General features: G+C 48.4%; 22 protein-coding genes. 6 read left to right on the forward strand and 16 right to left on the reverse strand.

What is annotated here, in order from left to right:
- Positions 1-7 precede the first annotated feature (7 nt).
- The 13 genes from KNO96_RS04955 to KNO96_RS05015 all read right to left on the reverse strand — a co-directional run bounded on the left by KNO96_RS04955 (position 8) and on the right by KNO96_RS05015 (position 12,596).
- Positions 8-1,492, reverse strand: a complete 1,485-nt coding sequence (locus KNO96_RS04955; protein ID WP_026826532.1) for a Na+/H+ antiporter subunit D — start codon at positions 1,490-1,492, stop codon at positions 8-10.
- Positions 1,485-1,826 carry a Na(+)/H(+) antiporter subunit C gene (locus tag KNO96_RS04960; protein WP_026826533.1) on the reverse strand — a complete coding sequence of 114 codons (342 nt, stop codon included), beginning with the start codon at positions 1,824-1,826 and terminating at the stop codon, positions 1,485-1,487. Before KNO96_RS04960 ends, KNO96_RS04955 begins: the two co-directional genes overlap by 8 nt.
- Positions 1,826-2,263: a Na(+)/H(+) antiporter subunit B gene (locus tag KNO96_RS04965; RefSeq protein ID WP_026826534.1), complete on the reverse strand. Its 438-nt coding sequence runs from the start codon at positions 2,261-2,263 to the stop codon at positions 1,826-1,828. Before KNO96_RS04965 ends, KNO96_RS04960 begins: the two co-directional genes overlap by 1 nt.
- A complete protein-coding gene (locus tag KNO96_RS04970; protein ID WP_214702487.1) occupies positions 2,235-4,676 on the reverse strand; it encodes a Na+/H+ antiporter subunit A in 2,442 nt (813 codons plus the stop codon). The genes KNO96_RS04965 and KNO96_RS04970 overlap by 29 nt, the downstream gene beginning before the upstream one ends.
- 347 nt (positions 4,677-5,023) lie before the next feature.
- A complete protein-coding gene (gene trxA, locus KNO96_RS04975) occupies positions 5,024-5,338 on the reverse strand; it encodes a thioredoxin (RefSeq protein WP_026826536.1) in 315 nt (104 codons plus the stop codon).
- A 107-nt stretch (positions 5,339-5,445) separates the two neighbouring features.
- On the reverse strand, positions 5,446-6,411 hold the full coding sequence (locus tag KNO96_RS04980) for an electron transfer flavoprotein subunit alpha/FixB family protein (RefSeq protein ID WP_026826537.1): 966 nt from the start codon (positions 6,409-6,411) through the stop codon (positions 5,446-5,448).
- 14 nt (positions 6,412-6,425) lie between these two features.
- Complete coding sequence (locus KNO96_RS04985) at positions 6,426-7,199, reverse strand: electron transfer flavoprotein subunit beta/FixA family protein (RefSeq protein ID WP_214702488.1); 774 nt, start codon at positions 7,197-7,199, stop codon at positions 6,426-6,428.
- 79 nt (positions 7,200-7,278) lie between these two features.
- Positions 7,279-7,857: a fatty acid metabolism transcriptional regulator FadR gene (locus KNO96_RS04990; protein ID WP_026826539.1), complete on the reverse strand. Its 579-nt coding sequence runs from the start codon at positions 7,855-7,857 to the stop codon at positions 7,279-7,281.
- A gap of 80 nt (positions 7,858-7,937) precedes the next feature.
- A complete protein-coding gene (locus KNO96_RS04995) occupies positions 7,938-9,611 on the reverse strand; it encodes an AMP-binding protein (RefSeq protein ID WP_026826540.1) in 1,674 nt (557 codons plus the stop codon).
- A gap of 136 nt (positions 9,612-9,747) precedes the next feature.
- Complete coding sequence (locus KNO96_RS05000) at positions 9,748-10,212, reverse strand: DUF4825 domain-containing protein (RefSeq protein ID WP_214702489.1); 465 nt, start codon at positions 10,210-10,212, stop codon at positions 9,748-9,750.
- A gap of 12 nt (positions 10,213-10,224) precedes the next feature.
- Positions 10,225-11,349, reverse strand: coding sequence for an ABC transporter permease subunit (locus KNO96_RS05005; RefSeq protein WP_214702495.1), 1,125 nt, complete (start codon positions 11,347-11,349; stop codon positions 10,225-10,227).
- Entirely contained in the window at positions 11,339-12,220 is an 882-nt protein-coding gene (locus tag KNO96_RS05010) for an ABC transporter ATP-binding protein (protein WP_214702497.1), read from the reverse strand. Before KNO96_RS05010 ends, KNO96_RS05005 begins: the two co-directional genes overlap by 11 nt.
- Entirely contained in the window at positions 12,207-12,596 is a 390-nt protein-coding gene (locus KNO96_RS05015; protein ID WP_214702498.1) for a GntR family transcriptional regulator, read from the reverse strand. Before KNO96_RS05015 ends, KNO96_RS05010 begins: the two co-directional genes overlap by 14 nt.
- A gap of 180 nt (positions 12,597-12,776) precedes the next feature.
- Here KNO96_RS05015 and KNO96_RS05020 point away from each other — a divergent pair, with 180 nt between their 5' ends.
- The 6 genes from KNO96_RS05020 to KNO96_RS05045 all read left to right on the forward strand — a co-directional run bounded on the left by KNO96_RS05020 (position 12,777) and on the right by KNO96_RS05045 (position 15,747).
- Entirely contained in the window at positions 12,777-13,544 is a 768-nt protein-coding gene (locus KNO96_RS05020; protein WP_214702500.1) for a hypothetical protein, read from the forward strand.
- A 105-nt stretch (positions 13,545-13,649) separates the two neighbouring features.
- The gene (locus tag KNO96_RS05025; RefSeq protein WP_214702503.1) at positions 13,650-14,060 is read left to right on the forward strand and encodes a MarR family winged helix-turn-helix transcriptional regulator; all 411 of its coding nucleotides are present in this window, start codon (positions 13,650-13,652) and stop codon (positions 14,058-14,060) included.
- Positions 14,061-14,083: 23 nt separating this feature from the next.
- Positions 14,084-14,722, forward strand: a complete 639-nt coding sequence (locus KNO96_RS05030; protein ID WP_026826547.1) for a nitroreductase family protein — start codon at positions 14,084-14,086, stop codon at positions 14,720-14,722.
- Positions 14,723-14,749: 27 nt separating this feature from the next.
- Positions 14,750-15,034: a putative quinol monooxygenase gene (locus tag KNO96_RS05035; protein ID WP_026826548.1), complete on the forward strand. Its 285-nt coding sequence runs from the start codon at positions 14,750-14,752 to the stop codon at positions 15,032-15,034.
- 1 nt (position 15,035) lies between these two features.
- Positions 15,036-15,395 (forward strand): DUF1304 domain-containing protein, encoded by a 360-nt coding sequence (locus tag KNO96_RS05040; protein WP_214702504.1) that lies wholly within the window; start codon positions 15,036-15,038, stop codon positions 15,393-15,395.
- Positions 15,396-15,477: 82 nt separating this feature from the next.
- Entirely contained in the window at positions 15,478-15,747 is a 270-nt protein-coding gene (locus KNO96_RS05045; RefSeq protein WP_214702506.1) for a CPCC family cysteine-rich protein, read from the forward strand.
- A 25-nt stretch (positions 15,748-15,772) separates the two neighbouring features.
- Here KNO96_RS05045 and KNO96_RS05050 read toward each other — a convergent pair whose 3' ends face one another.
- From KNO96_RS05050 to KNO96_RS05060, 3 genes are all read right to left on the reverse strand, one after another.
- Positions 15,773-16,207: a stage III sporulation protein AH gene (locus KNO96_RS05050; RefSeq protein ID WP_251124998.1), complete on the reverse strand. Its 435-nt coding sequence runs from the start codon at positions 16,205-16,207 to the stop codon at positions 15,773-15,775.
- 12 nt (positions 16,208-16,219) lie between these two features.
- Positions 16,220-16,582: a hypothetical protein gene (locus KNO96_RS05055; RefSeq protein ID WP_214702507.1), complete on the reverse strand. Its 363-nt coding sequence runs from the start codon at positions 16,580-16,582 to the stop codon at positions 16,220-16,222.
- An 87-nt stretch (positions 16,583-16,669) separates the two neighbouring features.
- Positions 16,670-18,208, reverse strand: a complete 1,539-nt coding sequence (locus KNO96_RS05060) for a hypothetical protein (RefSeq protein ID WP_214702508.1) — start codon at positions 18,206-18,208, stop codon at positions 16,670-16,672.
- Between the last annotated feature and the right edge of the window lie 41 nt (positions 18,209-18,249).

Consider the following 18,249-nt stretch of genomic DNA (forward strand, 5'->3'; position numbering starts at 1 on the left):
CTGTATTTCACTCCTTTATCACGGCATCGATATAGATTTCTGGATTGACGAGCGGCTCGATTGCTTGCGTGATGTACGGATGGATGGCTTCTGCCCCGAATCCGTAACCGACCGCAATGACGAGCAGCAAGAAGGCAGGGACAATTAAACGTTTCGTATATGGGACGAGCGGTCCATCATACTCACGCTTCGCCTCTCCCCAAAATCCGTTCAAGAAGATCTTCATGACCGAATAGAGGACAAAGAGACTCGATAAGAGGACGAGCAACGGACCGAACAACTGCCCTTCATCCATACCACCTGACACAATTAATAGTTTCCCGAAGAATCCACTGAGTGGCGGGATTCCCGCGAGCGAGAGAGCTGCGACGAAGAACGTCCATCCGAACAGCGGGAAACGGGTGATGAGCCCTCCCATATCACGGAGTTGACCAGATTTGGTGATGCCAATCATCATCCCGACGAGCATGAAGAGAACCGCCTTGATGATCATATCGTGAATCAAATAGTAAAGCGACCCTTCAAGAGACGTTTGCGTATTGACCGAGATTCCGTACAAAATGACCCCGACCGCGATCATAATGTTGTAGATGATGATCAACTTCACATCGTTATAGGCGATTGCGCCTGTCATCCCGATGAAGATCGTGAGGACAGCGAGCACCATAAGGAACGTCTGTAAAAACTCACCGTTCCCATCAAAGAGTAACGTATACGTCCGTAAAATCGAGTACACCCCTACTTTCGTCAAGAGCGCACCGAACATCGCGAGAATCGGGGTCGGTGCGACCACATATGCTCCCGGGAGCCAGTAATGAAGTGGGACAAGTGCCCCTTTCATCCCGAAGACGATGACGAAGAGTACACCGATGACGGTGATGACATCCGGATTATCGACGAGCGGGATCTTCATCGCCAAGTCCGCCAAGTTGAGCGTGCCCGTCACGCCATAAAGCAAGGCGACCGACATGACGAAGAGCGCCGAGGCGATGATGTTCACGAGCAAGTACTTGATTGACTCCCGTAACTGGACACCACGTCCACCGAGTACGATCAACACGTATGAAGACATCAAGAAGACTTCAAAGAAGACGAACAAGTTAAAAATATCACCCGTTGTAAAGGCACCGTTCACCCCGACGAGCAAGAACAACATCGCGATGTACAAGTAGTTCCCTTCATACGAATCTGAAAAGTAATGGACGGCGAACCATACGACAAATAGTGTGAGTAGTGTCGACGTCGTCACGAGTAGGGCTGACAGCATATCCGATACGAGACTGATCCCGAAAGGTGCTTGCCAGTTCCCGAGGTTGAGGGTTTGAATTCCCTCAACGGAGACCGTGTGTACGAGAAAGAGTGACACGATCGAAGTAATGACTAAAGCTCCAAGAGCCATCCCGCGCTGCAGTTGGACCCGTTTTGGCATGAACATCATAATGATGGCCGCAAGCGCAGGAATGACGATTGGAAAGACCGGTAAGTTAATCATACGATTCTGTTCCTTTCATTTCTTCCATATTGTCCGTGCTGAGCTCCTGGTATGTGCGGTATGCAAGTACGAGGAAGAACGCCGTTACACCGAAACTGATAACAATCGCCGTCAAGACGAGCGCTTGTGGTAACGGATCCGTAAATTCAGTCACGCCGTCCACAAGGACAGGGGCATCCCCTGTCTTCAAACCTGCCGTCGTCAAGACGAGCAAGTGTGCCGCGTGGCTAAATAGTGCCGTGCCGATGATGATGCGCAACAAACTTCTTGAGAGAACAAGATAGACCGCACACATCGTCAGAACACCGATGATGATGCTAACGAAGATTTCCATTATTCACTCTCTCCAATCGTTTGAATGATCGTCATGGTGACACCGATGACAACGAGATAGACCCCTAAATCGAACGCAATCGCCGTATGGAGTGTCTGCTCACCGAGAAGTGGCAAATCAAACTTTCCGTAGGCGTGGGTTAAGAACGGACGATCAAAGAAAATTGAGTGAAGACCTGTCGCGAGCGCAATCAATAACCCCGTCGCTGTCATGAGACGATAGTCGATTGGGAGCACGTTCGCGAGCGTCTTCGAATCAAATGCAAGTAGCAGTAAGACGAGTGCCGCGGATGTCATCAACCCACCGATGAAGCCTCCACCTGGTGAATAGTGACCGGCAAAGAACAAATCGATTGAGAAGATGACGATGATGAAGAAGATGATAATCGCAGCCGTCTGCAAAATGACATCATTGACGGGTTTGCTGTTTTGCTTCATGTGCACCTTCTCCTTTCGTACGTCGTGATGTTCTAAATTTAATCATCGTGTAAATCCCGAGTGCCGCAAGTCCGAGAACGACGATTTCAAACAAGGTATCAAATCCACGGAAGTCGACGAGGACGACGTTAACCATGTTCTTCCCTGCTGCGAGCTCATATACGTTCTCTTTATAAAATTCCGAGATCGACGTGAGCGATTTATTCGTGAGCGCCATGAAACTGAGAAGCGTCACGGTCGTTCCTACAAGAATGGCCACGATGGCATTCCCTACTTTGAAGCGCATGCGTACTTCCTTCTTGCTGATCTCTGGCATGTGATAGAAGACGAGCAAGAACAGTGCCACAGAGACCGTCTCGATGACGAGCTGGGTGAGCGCCAAGTCAGGTGCACCGAAGAAGACGAAGAAAAGGGCTACGCCGTAACCAACGACTCCAAGTAAGATGATGGACGGGAGACGCGACTTCATGAATAGAATCGCGAGCGCACCGAGCATGACAACAGCTCCGAGAACATATTCATACGGCGCAATCTCAGCCAAGTTCTCGAATGAGAACTTGTACATGTCGAACCACCAAATGCTAAAGAGCATCATTCCTGAAAGGAAGACGAAAATATAAATCAAATACGACCGGATGAAACCAGTCATATAGTTGTCTTTAAAGCGATACGCTGCCTTATTCGACCAAACGAGCGTACCATCGTACACTCCGTTAAGCGTCAAACGGTGTGGGATGCGATTGTAAATCCCCATCCATTTGCCCATCTGCCAAAACAGTAAGGAACCGAGGAGGACGACCCCGATAGTCATATATAGTTCAGGCGTGAGTCCGTGCCAGAAGTAGATGTGGACATCGACTTCCTGGCCTTGTGCGACGAGTGTCGGATAAATCGACTCGACGGCTGGCTTAACGAGCGAGTTCGACAACACGTTCGGGAAGAACCCGAGACCGACAACGAGAAGCGCTAGGATGACCGGCGAAATCAACATGCCGATTGGTGCCTCATGCGGTTGTTTCGGTAACTGATCGAACTTCGCTTTGCCCATGAACGTCCGTGCGAACAGCATGATGCTGTAAATGAACGTAAACACACTACCGATGAAGGCAATGACCGGGAGTAAAATCCCGATCGTATCGAGCGCAAAGAAGTCGGCTGAGAAGACTTTCGTCGTCGCCTTCAAGAACATCTCTTTACTCAAGAAACCGTTAAATGGCGGAAGACCTGCCATCGACAACGAACCGATGATGGCAATCGTGAACGTGATCGGCATGACGGTCATCAGACCACCGAGTTTTCGAATATCACGCGTGCCCGTCTCATGGTCGACAATCCCAGCCATCATGAAGAGAGAACCTTTGAACGTCGCGTGGTTAATCAAATGGAAGATAGCGGCGATTGTCGCTACCATAAAGATATTGTCATCCATTCCGTCATAATGAAGGGCAGCTGCCCCGAGACCAAGAAGTGACATGATCAATCCAAGCTGACTGACCGTAGAGAACGCCAAGATCCCCTTCAGGTCGGTCTGCTTAACAGCGTTGAACGACCCCCAGAACATCGTGAACATCCCGACTCCGGCAATCGTCCATAGCCATACCGATGACTCTTGGAAAACCGGGCTCATACGGGCCACGAGGTAGAGACCCGCCTTAACCATCGTTGCTGAGTGGAGGTACGCACTGACCGGAGTCGGTGCCTCCATCGCATCAGGTAACCAAATGTGGAACGGGAACTGCGCAGATTTCGTGAAGGCCCCGAGCAAGATGAGAATCATCGCAACAAGGAAGAACGGACTCTCGGCGATGACACCTGAGTTCGCGACCATGTCACGAATGCTGTACGAGCCGATCATCGACTCGAGTAAGACAATCCCCCCGAGCATCGATAATCCACCGAATACAGTGAGAAGCATTGATTTTTGAGCACCGTAACGAGAACGCTCTTTTTCATACCAGTATCCGATCAACAGAAACGATGAAATCGATGTGAGTTCCCAGAACATATACATGACAATCATGTTGTCCGAAAGAACGACCCCGAGCATGGCGCTCATGAACATCAAGAGATACACATAAAAATGTCCTAACGATTCCTTATCCTTATTCAAATAATAAATCGAATAGAGGACGACGAGCGCCCCGATCCCCGTAATGAGGAGGGCGAATAACAGACTGAGTCCGTCGACGTATGCCGTGAAGTTAATCCCGAGAGACGGCATCCACGAAATCGTCGCTGTCACGACGTCCCCTGCACTCGTAATCGGAATGAATCCGGCGAAGTAGGTGACGAGGACGACCGGAACGATCAGGACGAACCAACCTGTATGAATTTGCTTCATCCCCCGAAACAAAAACGGGATGAACGGTGCCGCGAGGAGCGGCAACAAAATAGCTAAATGTAACACCGACAAGAAAATTCCTCCTTCGAACAGAGTCGTACACTTAATAGAGCCGTAAAGTAAGGTCACTTGACTCCATCATGTCTTCCTCATGAGTATAGCGTAAATTTTCAGTCTGTTTCCATGATAAAAGCTTCCAGTTCAAACGCTTCCTAGTTATTTTTTTCTGTCTGTTAAATATGAAGGAAGCCGACGGAAATCTTATAAAAAAAATTAGAAATCAGACGTTATGTATCGGAAAATGACCCGAGTGATACCCTACGGAATAACTCATTCTATTCCCTACTTGCCTGTTCTTTTCCTTCTTTTACAGTCGACAAAACAAAAAAGCAGCCGATAAACCATCGGCTGCTACGCAATTATTGTGCTGTCGCGATAAACTCTTTCAATGCTTCTTTCGGTTGGAAGCCCATTGTTTTAGAAACAGGCTGACCGTCTTTAAACATCATGAGTGTTGGAATGCTTTGAATTTGGAAAGCACCCGCGACTTCAGGATTTTCGTCTACGTCGAGTTTCACGATTTGGACTTGGTCACTCATTTCTTGATCAAGTTCTTCAAGAACTGGCGCGATCATGCGACATGGTCCACACCAAGTTGCCCAAAAATCAACGAGGACTACGCCCTCTTTAACATCTTGTTCAAACGATTGAGTCGTTGCGTGTTTAATAGCCATTTATAAAAACCTCCCCAATAAGATGAGAGAGTCCTGATTTAGAACTCTCATGCAATTCATGTTCAGAGTATACCACGGAGGGTAACAACCCCAAAACGTTTTGCTTATTAGCTATTGACGAGGTGCTTGCGGAATTCTTCCGTCAACATCGGGACGACATCGAACAAGTCACCGACGATTCCATAATCCGCTACGCTGAAGATGTTCGCTTCTGGGTCTTTGTTGATGGCGACGATCACTTTCGCGTTACTCATCCCTGCCAAGTGTTGAATCGCTCCAGAGATCCCGCATGCGATATAAAGATCCGGTGTGACGACTTTACCCGTCTGTCCGATTTGAAGCGCGTAATCGCAGTAGTCGGCGTCACATGCTCCACGTGAAGCACCGACAGCTCCTCCGAGCAGTTCGGCCAACTCTTCAAGCGGTTTGAATCCATCTTCGCTCTTCACACCACGTCCGCCTGCGACGATGACTTTTGCTTCCGCCAAGTCGACTTTTCCTGTCGCCTTACGAACGACTTCTTTGACGATCATCGCGAGGTCTTTCAATTCAACTGCTGGCGTTTCAACGGAGACGCTTGCGCCTGCTTGACGAGGAAGCGCATCGATGTTGTTTGGGCGGATTGTGAAGAACATGACCGAATCTTTGAACTTCACTTTCTCGAACGCCTTCCCTGAGTAGATTGGGCGAACGAATTCTGCATCGCGGCCTGTTCCTTCAATGGAAACAACGTCACTGATGAGTCCGGCATCGAGACGTGCCGCAAGTTTCGGTGCAATGTCTTTTCCGAGTGCCGTATGGCCGAGGACAATCATTTCCGGTTTTTCTTGCTCGATCAACTGACGGAGCACCTGTCCATAACCGTCTGGCGTATAGTGTTTGAGACGCTCGTCTTCGACGACGAGGACGCGGCTTGCGCCATGTTCTCCGAGTTCTTGGGCGAGTGATTGCACGTGATCCCCAATCACGACTGCCGTCACATCGTCTGTTAATTGTTTCGCCGCAGCGATGGCTTCAAATGATACGTTACGTAACGCGCCTTCACGCGCTTCTGCGAGTACTAAAGCTTTCATCTATGATCTCCCCCTTAAATGACTTTCGCTTCCGTGCGAAGAAGTTGTACGAGCTCATTCACTTGTGTCGACATATCGCCTTCAAGGATACGCCCGGCTTTCTTCTCCTCTGGTAAGAATCGTTCGATCGTCTCGATTTTCGCCTCGATTTCATCCTCATCGAGTTCGATGTCCATGAGTTCGAGTTCTTCGAGCGGCTTTTTCTTCGCCTTCATGATTCCTGGCAAGCTCGGGTAACGTGGCTCGTTCAATCCTTGTTGTGCCGTCACGAGGAGTGGGAGTGCGACTTCGATGACTTCCGTGTCCCCTTCCACATCGCGTGTGACCGTTGCCGTCGTGCCATCGATTTCAAGACCGGTAATCGTCGTCACGTAGTTCATGTCGAGAAGTTCAGCAACACGCGGTGCGACTTGTCCGCTACCACCGTCGATTGCGACATTTCCTGCGAAGATGAGGTCTGCGTCTTGTTCTTTCAAATACGTCGCAATGACTTTTGAAATCGTGACGTGGTCCGCATCTTCGACATCGTCTTCGATTGAGATGCGAACGGCTTTGTCCGCTCCCATCGCGAGCGCTGTACGAAGTTCCTTATCTGCATCTTCTGGTCCTACCGTGATGACCGTGACCTCTCCCCCGAGTGCGTCACGTTTTTGAATCGCTTCTTCGACTGCATATTCGTCATACGGGTTGATGATGAACTCAGCACCGTCTTCTTGAATTTCCCCATTCTCGAGCTGAATCGCTTCCTCTGTATCAAACGTACGTTTCAGCAAAACAAAAATATTCATGGTTGATCCCCCTTTAGTCAATTCTTCCCATCATTCATGAATCAGCATTCATTTTTTGAGCTAGTGATAGGGCTCACTGTTAAGTAAGCCCCTTTTTTAACATATGGTGCACGTTCGGAAGTGTCGACAAAAGATCATACTTGAAGCCACTCGCCATCCAGCTCGTCACAACCTCATCGATTGTGCCGAAAATCATTTGACGGGCGAGTCGATAGTCTAAATCGGTGTCGAACTCTCCTGTCTCGATTCCATGTTTGACGACAGAATCAATTAAATTCAAGTACGGTTTGAGCACTTCTCCAATTTTTTGGCGAAGTACCAGGTTCGATTGTCTCAGTTCGATTTGTGTCACGACAGCGAGGTCGTAATCGGCCGACAGTTGCTTTAAATGAGATTCTATCAACTGATATAGCTTATTACTAGCTGTCGCCTCATTCTCGATTTGTTGCTTCGAGTAGTCGATGAACAGCCCCATCTTCGTTTGGAACAACTCGATCAAGAGATGCTCCTTGTTTTTGAAGTACAAGTAGATTGTACCGTCCGCGACACCCGCCTCTTTGGCGATGGCTGTCACCTTTGCACCGTGATAGCCATGATTTGCAATCACTTTGACCGCCGCATCAATGATTCGGTCACTTTTTGAAATGTTATTTGTCATAAACCCCAAGCTCCTTACCGCTGCAGAAAAAATGAATGATGGTTCATTCATTTATTATTCTATCATGCATACGCTTGGTGTCAACTGCTTTGTTTCACTTGCTTCGCCTTCTCTTCGTCGACGAGAACGCGACGTAAAATTTTACCGACGAACGTCTTCGGCAACTCATCACGGAACTCATACAACTTCGGTACTTTATAGGCTGCTAGCTTTTCACGACAATGTTTGTCGAACTCTTCTTCCGTCACGTTTGTGTTGTCACGGAGGACGATGAACGCCTTGACGGTCTCACCGCGATACGGGTCAGGGACACCGATACAGACCGCTTCCTTGACGGCTGGGTGTTCATAGAGTACTTCTTCGATTTCACGCGGATAGACGTTGAAACCACCTGCGATAATCATGTCCTTCTTCCGATCGACGATATAGAAGAACCCGTCCTCACCCATATATCCGAGGTCTCCGGTCGCGAGCCAGCCATCCTTCAAAACGGCTGCTGTCTCCTCCGGCTTCTGCCAGTATCCTTTCATGACCTGCGGACCACTCAGCATGATCTCTCCAATCTCACCAATGTCCGCCTCGGTCTCTCCGTCCGCTTTTACTATTTTAGCAGAAGTATCTGATAGCGGGGCACCGATTGAGCCGACGATGCGTTTATCCCATAAGAAGTTCGCATGTGTGACTGGAGACGTCTCAGACAAACCGTATCCTTCAACAATACGACCTCCTGTGATTTTCTCAAACTCTTCTTGCACCTCAATCGGAAGTGGTGCCGAGCCAGAGATACATGCTTCGATCGAAGACAAGTCGTACTTCTTCAATTTCGGGTCGTTCAGAATCCCAACATACATCGTCGGCGCACCTGGGAAGAAGTGTGGTTTCTTTTTCTGAATCGTCTTCAGGACATCCGTTACTTCAAAACGCGGCACGAGCACGAGCTCATAGCCGTTCGTGACACCGAAGTTTAGACAACACGACATCCCGTAGACGTGGAAGAAAGGTACGACACAAAGAACGCGCTTCTCATCCCCACGATTATACTTATAGAATAAGTTCGTGATTTGATCCGCGTTCGCCGTCAAATTGAAGTGGGTCAACATGACGCCTTTCGGAAGACCGGTCGTTCCGCCTGTATATTGAAGAACAGCGACATCTTCTTTCGGATCGATTTCGAGCGGTGTGATTGGGTTAAAGTCCTTATAATCTTTGAACGGCGTCGATCCGGTCGTATCGATGACGATATTGTTCTCACGTTTCACTTTGATCGGATACAGTTTGTTTTTCGGGAAAGGTAGGTAGTCAGCGATACTCGTTGTAATTACGGTTTGAATCTCCGTCTTCTCACTGACACGAAGCGTTTTCGGATATAACAGGTCGAGGGTGATGACGATTTTGACGCCCGCATCTGTGACGAGGTTATCGAGCTCACGTTCCGTGTAGAGCGGATTCGTCTGAACGACCGTCCCACCTGCATAGAGCACGGCATAGAACGAGATCACATATTGAGGACAGTTCGGGAGCATGAGGCTGACACGGTCCCCTTTTTCCAAACCTTTCGCTTGGAGCATCGTGCCAAGTCGACGTGCGGCGTCATCAATCTCAGCGAACGTCCACTCTTTCCCGATAAAGGAAACGGCCGTACGATCCGGATAATCCTTTGCTGCGCGAGACAACGCCTCATAGAGCGGCTTTACCTCATAATCAATCGACTGGGGCATTCCTTCTGGATAATCTTGTAACCACGGTTTGTTCATCGCTGTTCCTCCTTGAGAATGAATACTCATTCAGTTAACTCCATTATAATGCTAAGAAAACGCTTTCATCTACCCTTTACCCGATAATTTTCAGAAAATATCAAAAAAAGCGACTAGATTTGTCATCCAATCGCTGTCATACCCGCCTAAAATAGGAATCTTTCGAATCCAGTTTTTTAAGCTTCTGATTCATGAGTTGTTGCAATTCTTTTTCATGACGAATATTTGAGAAGTCAGTCCCGAACCATGCCTCCATCTCAGGTCGGGAAAAGGCATACGTCCGGTTCGGGAAGGCGAAACGGACGATCTCTGCGTTTGGAATGAGCGTGAAATATGCAGCCGCATTCCGAATCGCCAGACGCTCTTGCTCCGCCCGCTCCATTCCAGGATCTTCATAACGGACGGTCAACCCATAAGGACGCTTCTTCGTCTGCAGTTCGACGGATCGATAACACTCATGTAGCGGCAAACCTTCGGCAATACCGACGACGGCGGCATTGTCTCCGACTTTCGAACCTCTAAATTCAAAGGCGTTCGGTTCCGGATTCGCGCAACCTGATAATGAGATGACGAGTACGAGCAACAGACAGAAGCGTTTCATGGATGTACCTCCTTACGATTTTAGTTTCAAGTTGAATCGGTAGAGCAGGCGCTTGGCGAGTAAGTGCGCTAGAAATGCACCAATTACAAAGCCGACGAGATACAACATCACGCTTTGCGGGTAAAAAACACCCGAGAAGAACACGCCGCCTAACATCGCGAAACAAATGACGATGACGATATGGATGAGCCACAACCAGTTCGAAAACATGAAGAAGCGACCATTGTTCTCTTGAGGTGCTTCCTTGAACATCCACAGCCCTAGACCAAATGTGAGAACGATGAAGACAATAGGACTGAACAGTCCTATTGTGAGAAACTCAGTCCACTCCGCTCGAGAATCAAAGAGTAAATACATGTCCGTATTGACGATGTTATTCAAAGGTGACAGGATTCGCATCGGCACACTTTCAAACGCATCTTCAAAAAATGTATAGGAAGCATTTGGAGATAAGGCAAAAAGTGACCCTTGAATGAGGAGTAAGATTCCCATCGGAAAGACAAGGGCGACGAACGTCCATACGACTTGTGAAATCGACTCTCCTCCAAACGACCCCATCCATAGCGAGACAGAGAAAAATGAGATTCCCGATAATAATAAGAAAAGAATCAACCCAAACACTTTGAATTCATTGCCTTCGAGCAAGAAGGAGTAGTCAGAAAGACGGATGATGAGGAACATCAACGTTCCACCAACCAATGTCGCTGCAACGATACCCGTCACGCCAATCACCCACTTTGATATGTAAAGCTGGGTGCGGGTGTATGGTAGTGACATCGAAAAGTCCGACATTTGACTGTTTCGTTCACTTCCAATCAAGACAGACGCCATGAGCGCACCGAAGACGACAAATAAGAAAATGACGACCCCCATCGGAATGAGTGATTCAAGTCCACCAAGATAACCATAGTCAGAATTACTATTGAAAAAATCCTCGGTATTCATTGTTTCTACATTTCCCTGTAAAACATCCGAATACTGACTTGGATTTTCTTGCATGTCGCTAATCTGTTCTTCATATACTTGCATTTCTGTCCACACTGGCACCGTGAAGGCAACGACACCTAAGAAGACGAGCAAAATCCAAAGAAGCGACACTTGTTTCCAATCTTTCTTCAACAACACTTTAGACGGCATGAGCTTCTCCTCCTAACTGGATACGGAAGACGTCCTCGAGAGACATCGGGATTTCTTCGATGAGCATCGGATTGTATGAATCGACGAACGCCTCGAGTTCTTCCGTCCGTTCTTTCGCCATGAACAGCACGACCCGCCCTGTCACGCTGATGATTTCGATATCTTTTCGTTCGAGCAACTCGACCGGGACATGGTCGTTAAAGACGACTTGCCACTTGATACTGAGAGCACGCGCCTCTTCGAGTGACATGATCGCTTTGACACGTCCGCTCTCGATCATGATGATACGGTCGGCGATTCGTTCAAGTTCATGTAACTGGTGACTCGAGACGATAATCGAACAGTTCCGTTTCTCGACTTGGGAGATCATCAGTTTCAATACGTCTGACTTGGCGACGACGTCTAAACCGTCCGTCGGTTCGTCCAAAAGATAGTATTTCGCTTGGACGGCGAAGGCGAGCGATAACGTGACGAGCGCCTTCTGTCCTTTTGAAAGTTGGCGAATTTTTTTGTTATCGATGTTGTAACGCGTCAATGTTTCACGGAATGCAGAACGATTGAACGATGGATAGATTGACTCATACAAGTCCGTCGCCTCGTTCACTGTGTAATGTTTGAGCGCATCTGCAGAATCCGGCACGAAGATGACGTCCCGTTTCAATCCCGCGTCTTTGAAGATACTTTTCGTTCCATATAATACGTCTCCCATATCTGGGCGGATGATGCCGACCATCGTCCGGAGAAGCGTTGTCTTACCGGCACCGTTACGTCCGACGAGCGCGATGATTTCTCCTGATTCGACCGTAAAGTCGATGCCGTCGAGAATCGTCTGACGGTCAATTTTTTTACTTAACTGTTCAACTTTCAGCATTGGCTTCCCCTACTTTCTCATATTCCCTCCGCAATACGTCGATGGCTTCGTATAACGGCACGTTCGCATAATGGCAATCAATCGCAATCTTTTTGATTGATGCGATGACCGGCTCGCGTGCCGCATCATCGTCTACCCAGTCTTCAGAGACGAACGTCCCGCGCCCACGTCGCATCTCGAGTAGCCCGAGTCGCTCTAACTCCTGGTACGCCTTACTGACCGTATTCGGATTGATGACGAGGTCGGTGGCGAGTTCGCGCACGGACATCACCTTGTCTCCCGGTCGTAAAATCCCCCGGATAACGAGTTCTTTCGTTTGATTGACGATTTGTTCGTATAGCGGTTCTGAACTTTTCATATCGATTTTGTATAGCATGGGTCACACCCTCTCCTAGTCAATGGCACTCTTTAAGTGTATTATATGTATTAGTGCACGTAATTGCAATAGTATTTCGAGGGCACTTTCAGTTTACAGTGAAATGGAAATGATTTGAATAAGTCTTTAGACCGAGGTCCCACCCCGTCTTATCGGGTATATTGGTGGAGAGGTGACAAAATGATAAAAAAACGAATCGTGGCAGGCATCGTCGGCGGGCTTCTCGCTGGCGGCTTCTTCGTGTATACGACGCTTGAAAAATCCGAGGCACGGGATGCATACAGTGCTTATGTGAAAGAAACGTATCAGGAACAACCCGACATCGAGCTATCTCGCGACTGGCATATGGGAGGGTTTACCGGGGAAATGACTTTGACGAAAGAACCGTTCGCCGGCACCTATTTCCTCGAGACATATAGTGACGGACCCATCCACGACAACGTGCTCGAGACGTATTGGGAACGCGAGGCAGAGCGGACGATTCACGAGAGACTCGTGTCGCAAAGAATCTTAAAAGAAGAAGAGACCGTCCGCGCGGAAGTACCGCTCGGAGTGTCCGATGATGCGCAAGCGAACGTCAGTCCGACTCCGACATCCATCTTTAAAACGAATCCGAAGACGTATCTCGACGTATCGATCATGTTTCATGAAGACTGGAACAATACGGACGAACAGAAACAACGGATTCTCGACGTCATCCGTGCAGTGGAGTCCGACGTCTATTCGGTTCACTTCTCGTTCGACGGAAAACCAGGAGGCAACGACGACTACACAGAACGGTACATGATGTTCACGCGCAAAGCATCTGACATCGACCCGTCCTTCCTCGATGTGCGGACGATTGAGGACTTGAACGCCTATAACCGTCTATACGGATTCGACGAGACGACGTTCACGACAGAATATCGATTTGATGGCACCCCCATCGAAGATGAGACGACACAATAATTTGGTGTCGTCTTTTTTTGAGCGTTTGACTTTACAGGCAATCTGAAACGTTGTATCGTTTGACAAGTCAACGATTGATAAGTCAATTGAGAAAGGTGGGACGCAATGGACCTACGTGAAATCAGCCGATTACTTTACCAAATCAAGTTGGCGGAACAAAACGTCGCATCGTCGTTCGAACGGGAGACGGGCTTCAGCCTGACCCGCTACGAGATGTTACAAATCGTCAAAGAACGAGGCGTTTGTTCGCAACGCGTGATTAAAGAAGAGATGAAAATCGACAATGCCGCCATCACCCGACATTTAAAGATCCTTGAAGAAAAAGGGTATGTCGTCAGAGAGCGGAACGCGGAGAACCATCGCGAGATGTTCGTCCGTGTGACAGAGAAAGCAGAGCAAGACCTCGGGCACTGCGAACGAGACGAACAGGCCAACCACCTCGTCTTACAAGCCTTGTCTGCTGAAGAGATTCAACACTTATCCGGACTGCTTCAAAAACTGAACAGTCACACCTAAACAGAGAAAGAAGGAATTCACCAATGGCAACTACATTCGAAAACAACACATTTACAGATATCATGTTCGACCGCAAATCAATCCGTGTGTATGATGAGAACGTTAAAATCTCACAAGAAGAGATGCTCGAAATGATCCAAGAAGCAACAACGGCTCCATCATCGGTCAACATGCAACCATGGCGCTTCGTCGTCGTCGAGAGCCCAGAAGCGAAAGAAACGCTCAAGCCGCTCATCCGTTTCAACACACGCCAAAACGATACGTCGTCAGCGATGCTCCTCATCTTCGGAGACATGGAGTGCTACGAGTACGGCGAACAAATCTACGATCAAGCGGTCGCAGCAGGCAAAATGCCACAAGAAGTTCGCGACCAACAACTCGGCGCGATCATCCCTTACTACAAAAACCTCTCGAAACAAGAGATGAACGACATCGTGAAAATCGATGCAAGTCTCGCAGCGATGCAGTTCATGCTCACAGCACGTGCACACGGCTATGACACGAACCCAATCGGTGGATTCGAAAAAGACCAACTCGCAGAAGCGTTCGGTCTCGATAAAGATCGCTACGTACCCGTCATGATCTTGTCTGTCGGAAAAGCTGCAGAAGAAGGTTATAAATCTGTACGTCTTGACGCTCAAACGGTCACTTCATTCAAATAATTCTTAAAAAAATCGGAGGAATCACCCATGATCTTAGTAAACGCCACATTCGATATCCAAGCATCACAACGCGAGAACTTCTTGCGTGACATCCAAGTCTTGATCGACTCATCAAAACAAGAAGCGGGTTGTGTCGGATATGACCTATATGAGTCAACGTCTGTCGAGAACCGTTTCGTCATGATCGAGAACTGGGAAGACCAAGCCGCTCTCGAGCAGCACAACCAAAACCCGGTCCTCATCAACTTCGCACAAAACGTCGCGAACTACGTGTCAGCGAAACCGGTCGTGCAAGTAGCAGCGGTCAACTAATATGTCGACGCTCACCCTTGTGCTCGGAACGCTCGTCGCCATCGAATTCTTCTATATTTTCTATTTAGAGACGATTGCGACAGCATCTTCCTCGACGTCACGCGTCTTCCGTATGTCGAAAGACGAGCTAACGAGAGACTCCGTATCGGTTTTGTTCAAAAATCAAGGCGTCTATAACGGGTTGATCGGGGTCGGGCTCTTGTACGGGCTATACGTATCCCCTAACCCGATCGAAATCGTCACCATGATTCTGATTTATATCATCCTCGTTGCCCTATATGGCAGTATCACGAGTGACAAGAAGATTATCCTGACACAAGGTGGGCTCGCCATCTTGACGTTGATCTCGATGGTGATGTGATGACAGAAAAAGCGTTCGACCTGTTGAAAAGGTCGGACGCTTTTTGCTTGTATCCTCTATACTAAATAATGAGGTGATAATCTTGAGATACACATGCCCATGTTGCGGCTACCAGACGTTAGAAGATACACCGCCGGGCACATACGACATTTGTCGAATCTGCTTTTGGGAGGACGACGGGGTTCAATTCGACGATCCCGATTATGAAGGCGGTGCGAATACGGTGTCGCTTCGTCAGGCTCAACAAAATTACATTCAATTTGGTGCGAGTAATCGGCTCTTTTGTGATTCTGTCAGAAAACCAAATGAATGTGATAAAAAAGATTCAGACTGGAGACCATTACCCAGTTAACCAAAACAACAATCAATCACTGACATCAATCATTCACCCGCTCTAAACAACCCCACAACGCTTCATCGACGACAAAGAACGCTTCATGGGAACATACCGCGAGCACGCACGTATCCCCCGCGTAAAACATCAAGTCTTCTGGAAGTTCTGGATGGATCCAACTGAACAACGAGCCACCATGTTCTTTTAGGAATTGCGTTGTCCTGTAATTGATGTGAAACGAATACTGATACGCCGTATCCCCAGACAATCGTGTCGTCTCCCATTCACTCACGATGGTCCGTTCAATCAAATCCCAACGAATCTCTTCAGTCAGTACATCCATATACGCCAGACGCTCTTCTTCGATCTCCATTCGTCGCCTGTCTTCCACGAACGCAAAATGAGTACAATGCTTGAACAACACATCAATGAGCGCCTCATAGCGCTTTCCCTTTACATCTTGAGTGATCATCAGCATGCTTCAAGCCTCCTATGGCGAAGATACAAAGATGCCCGTCTCTTCTGTAATCTCGAACGAATCATGATTCCATCTGACTTCAATCGTCCCGACTCGTTCGGGTTCTTCGACACTTCGATATAATCGCCTTACCTCCATGTCAAAAGTGAAAAAGCCACTGGATTGTTTCATATATCCCTCTTCATTCACATATGTATTCGTCTGATCCCCAATCAGCTCGAACGAATCACAGCTCTCATCTTCACATTGTACCGAATACGTTTCCTCGAACCAGCTCACAAAGTCAGTCTCACTGGGTTTAGACGTATATATCGGTGCCACCCAAACTCTAGCTACAATCAACACAATAAAACCGATGAACAACCATTTTTTCATACGCTCTCCCCCACTTTCACTATCCAAAGTCTACCATATCCATTTCATCAAAAAAACCGCCCTGACCGAAGTCAGAGCGGAGTCCTGTTACAAAACGAAAATCGCTGCAGATACACCGACGACACCGACTAGCGCCATCGCATATACCGGTACACGTGGCATTTCACCATTGTTGTCGAGTGCTTTCCCGAACATATAGAAGACGATCGGGTGCACGAGGAACGGCATCGAGAAGATGAGCGGGATGAGAAGCGATGCTTCCGTCCCGAACATACCGCCTTGGACAGCTGCGAATAAGCCGAAGTGCGAGATCGCTGACGATTGTGCCATCGTCGTGTAATCAAACGCAATCGTGCTGAACGTCAAAATGACGAGACCACCGAAGACGGCCATTATCTGCCATCCGAACGAGAACTGCATAAGGGCTTTGACTTCTTTGAAGTCTTCCCCGTTCGCCGCACGCAAGTTTTTCAACGAAAGCGCCGTGAGCGCGAGACCGACCAAGACGATGATCATCGTTGGCCAGATCCAGAGCGCGCCGTTGTCGGCACTGACCGCGAGGATCGAGAAGACGAAGATATGTCCGAAGAACGGGATGTTGATCATGATTGGCGCACGTTTCGCCGCCACTTGACCGAAGTCCCCAGCCGTACATGCTCCTGTGAGACCACTATGTGAAAGAGACCCCGCCATACCTGGCGCGAGGTTACGGATGTGACCCGTACGAGCAAACCACATGATGAGTGCGATTCCACCGAACATCCAGAACAACTGTCCGAAGAAACCGTACACGAGAATCGAATTCATACCTTCGATGGCGAACGCGTCACCGATTCGTGAACCACCGACCATGAAGTTGGCAGCCAAGACGACCGGAATCCCTGCGAAGAGAAGCGCGCGGACAGTCGGTCCGTACGTCCAGTTATGGAAGATGGCACCGAGTGCTGACGAAATCAACATCGCGAAGAAGATTTGCGGCAATGCGATAATCGGCTGAACTGCTGTCGCAATCAGGAACGAGACGAACAAGATGACAAGCAAGAGGACTGTCTCGATGACACCTTTTTGCATGTATACTTTCTTGTCCTGAATCTGTGCTTTATGATCGATGAGTAAGAACGACACCGCAAGACCGAGGAGTGCGAGGATTGGGTAGTAAAGCGCAATCCCTTCTGCCGTACCTGGCTCGATTGCCATGCGGAAGAACCCTTCCAAACCGACGAGCAAGAAGAACGAACGAAGGATAAAGATAAACTGCGTACGCCCTGTCCCGAGGAACATCTCTTCTTTAGAAGGAACGACGATGTCCTCCATCTCGAGCTCTTGTTTGCTCAAGATTTTACGAAGTTCTTGTCCACCGACGAAGAACGAAACGACTAACGCGATGATTGTCGTCCGTGACAAGAAGTCGACGAGCGGGAATTCAGGAAGACCTGGAGTCGCGATACCGAGCTCGACCATACCGAATCCGAGACCGAGACCGAAGATGACGATGACGAGGATCGGCGAGAAGCGCGTCCCTGCCACGACCATACGAGATAAAATGACCATCGGGATGATGAAGGCCATAAGCAACCAGAATTGGTTGATGAGTTGCATTTGAGATAATTGCTGTACAAGTTCCATTGACTAACCCCTAACATAATTTTTAGCACACAATATCGAAG

The sequence above is a fragment of the Exiguobacterium sp. s89 genome (assembly GCF_018617735.1).
GTDB lineage: Bacteria > Bacillota > Bacilli > Exiguobacteriales > Exiguobacteriaceae > Exiguobacterium > Exiguobacterium marinum.

Coding starts and splice junctions, on each gene's coding strand:
- KNO96_RS04990 (WP_026826539.1), bottom strand. CDS start 7,857: ATGACAAATAACATTTCAAAAAGTGACCGAATCATTGATGCGGCGGTC.
- KNO96_RS05015 (WP_214702498.1), bottom strand. CDS start 12,596: ATGCTATACAAAATCGATATGAAAAGTTCAGAACCGCTATACGAACAA.
- KNO96_RS05030 (WP_026826547.1), top strand. CDS start 14,084: ATGGCAACTACATTCGAAAACAACACATTTACAGATATCATGTTCGAC.
- KNO96_RS04980 (WP_026826537.1), bottom strand. CDS start 6,411: ATGAAAGCTTTAGTACTCGCAGAAGCGCGTGAAGGCGCGTTACGTAAC.
- KNO96_RS05040 (WP_214702504.1), top strand. CDS start 15,036: ATGTCGACGCTCACCCTTGTGCTCGGAACGCTCGTCGCCATCGAATTC.
- KNO96_RS04995 (WP_026826540.1), bottom strand. CDS start 9,611: ATGAACAAACCGTGGTTACAAGATTATCCAGAAGGAATGCCCCAGTCG.
- KNO96_RS05060 (WP_214702508.1), bottom strand. CDS start 18,208: ATGGAACTTGTACAGCAATTATCTCAAATGCAACTCATCAACCAATTC.
- KNO96_RS04965 (WP_026826534.1), bottom strand. CDS start 2,263: ATGAAGCAAAACAGCAAACCCGTCAATGATGTCATTTTGCAGACGGCT.
- KNO96_RS05010 (WP_214702497.1), bottom strand. CDS start 12,220: ATGCTGAAAGTTGAACAGTTAAGTAAAAAAATTGACCGTCAGACGATT.
- KNO96_RS05050 (WP_251124998.1), bottom strand. CDS start 16,207: ATGCTGATGATCACTCAAGATGTAAAGGGAAAGCGCTATGAGGCGCTC.
- KNO96_RS05025 (WP_214702503.1), top strand. CDS start 13,650: ATGGACCTACGTGAAATCAGCCGATTACTTTACCAAATCAAGTTGGCG.
- KNO96_RS05035 (WP_026826548.1), top strand. CDS start 14,750: ATGATCTTAGTAAACGCCACATTCGATATCCAAGCATCACAACGCGAG.
- KNO96_RS04985 (WP_214702488.1), bottom strand. CDS start 7,199: ATGAATATTTTTGTTTTGCTGAAACGTACGTTTGATACAGAGGAAGCG.
- KNO96_RS05055 (WP_214702507.1), bottom strand. CDS start 16,582: ATGAAAAAATGGTTGTTCATCGGTTTTATTGTGTTGATTGTAGCTAGA.
- KNO96_RS04960 (WP_026826533.1), bottom strand. CDS start 1,826: ATGGAAATCTTCGTTAGCATCATCATCGGTGTTCTGACGATGTGTGCG.
- KNO96_RS05000 (WP_214702489.1), bottom strand. CDS start 10,212: ATGAAACGCTTCTGTCTGTTGCTCGTACTCGTCATCTCATTATCAGGT.
- trxA (WP_026826536.1), bottom strand. CDS start 5,338: ATGGCTATTAAACACGCAACGACTCAATCGTTTGAACAAGATGTTAAA.
- KNO96_RS05005 (WP_214702495.1), bottom strand. CDS start 11,349: ATGCCGTCTAAAGTGTTGTTGAAGAAAGATTGGAAACAAGTGTCGCTT.
- KNO96_RS05020 (WP_214702500.1), top strand. CDS start 12,777: ATGATAAAAAAACGAATCGTGGCAGGCATCGTCGGCGGGCTTCTCGCT.
- KNO96_RS04955 (WP_026826532.1), bottom strand. CDS start 1,492: ATGATTAACTTACCGGTCTTTCCAATCGTCATTCCTGCGCTTGCGGCC.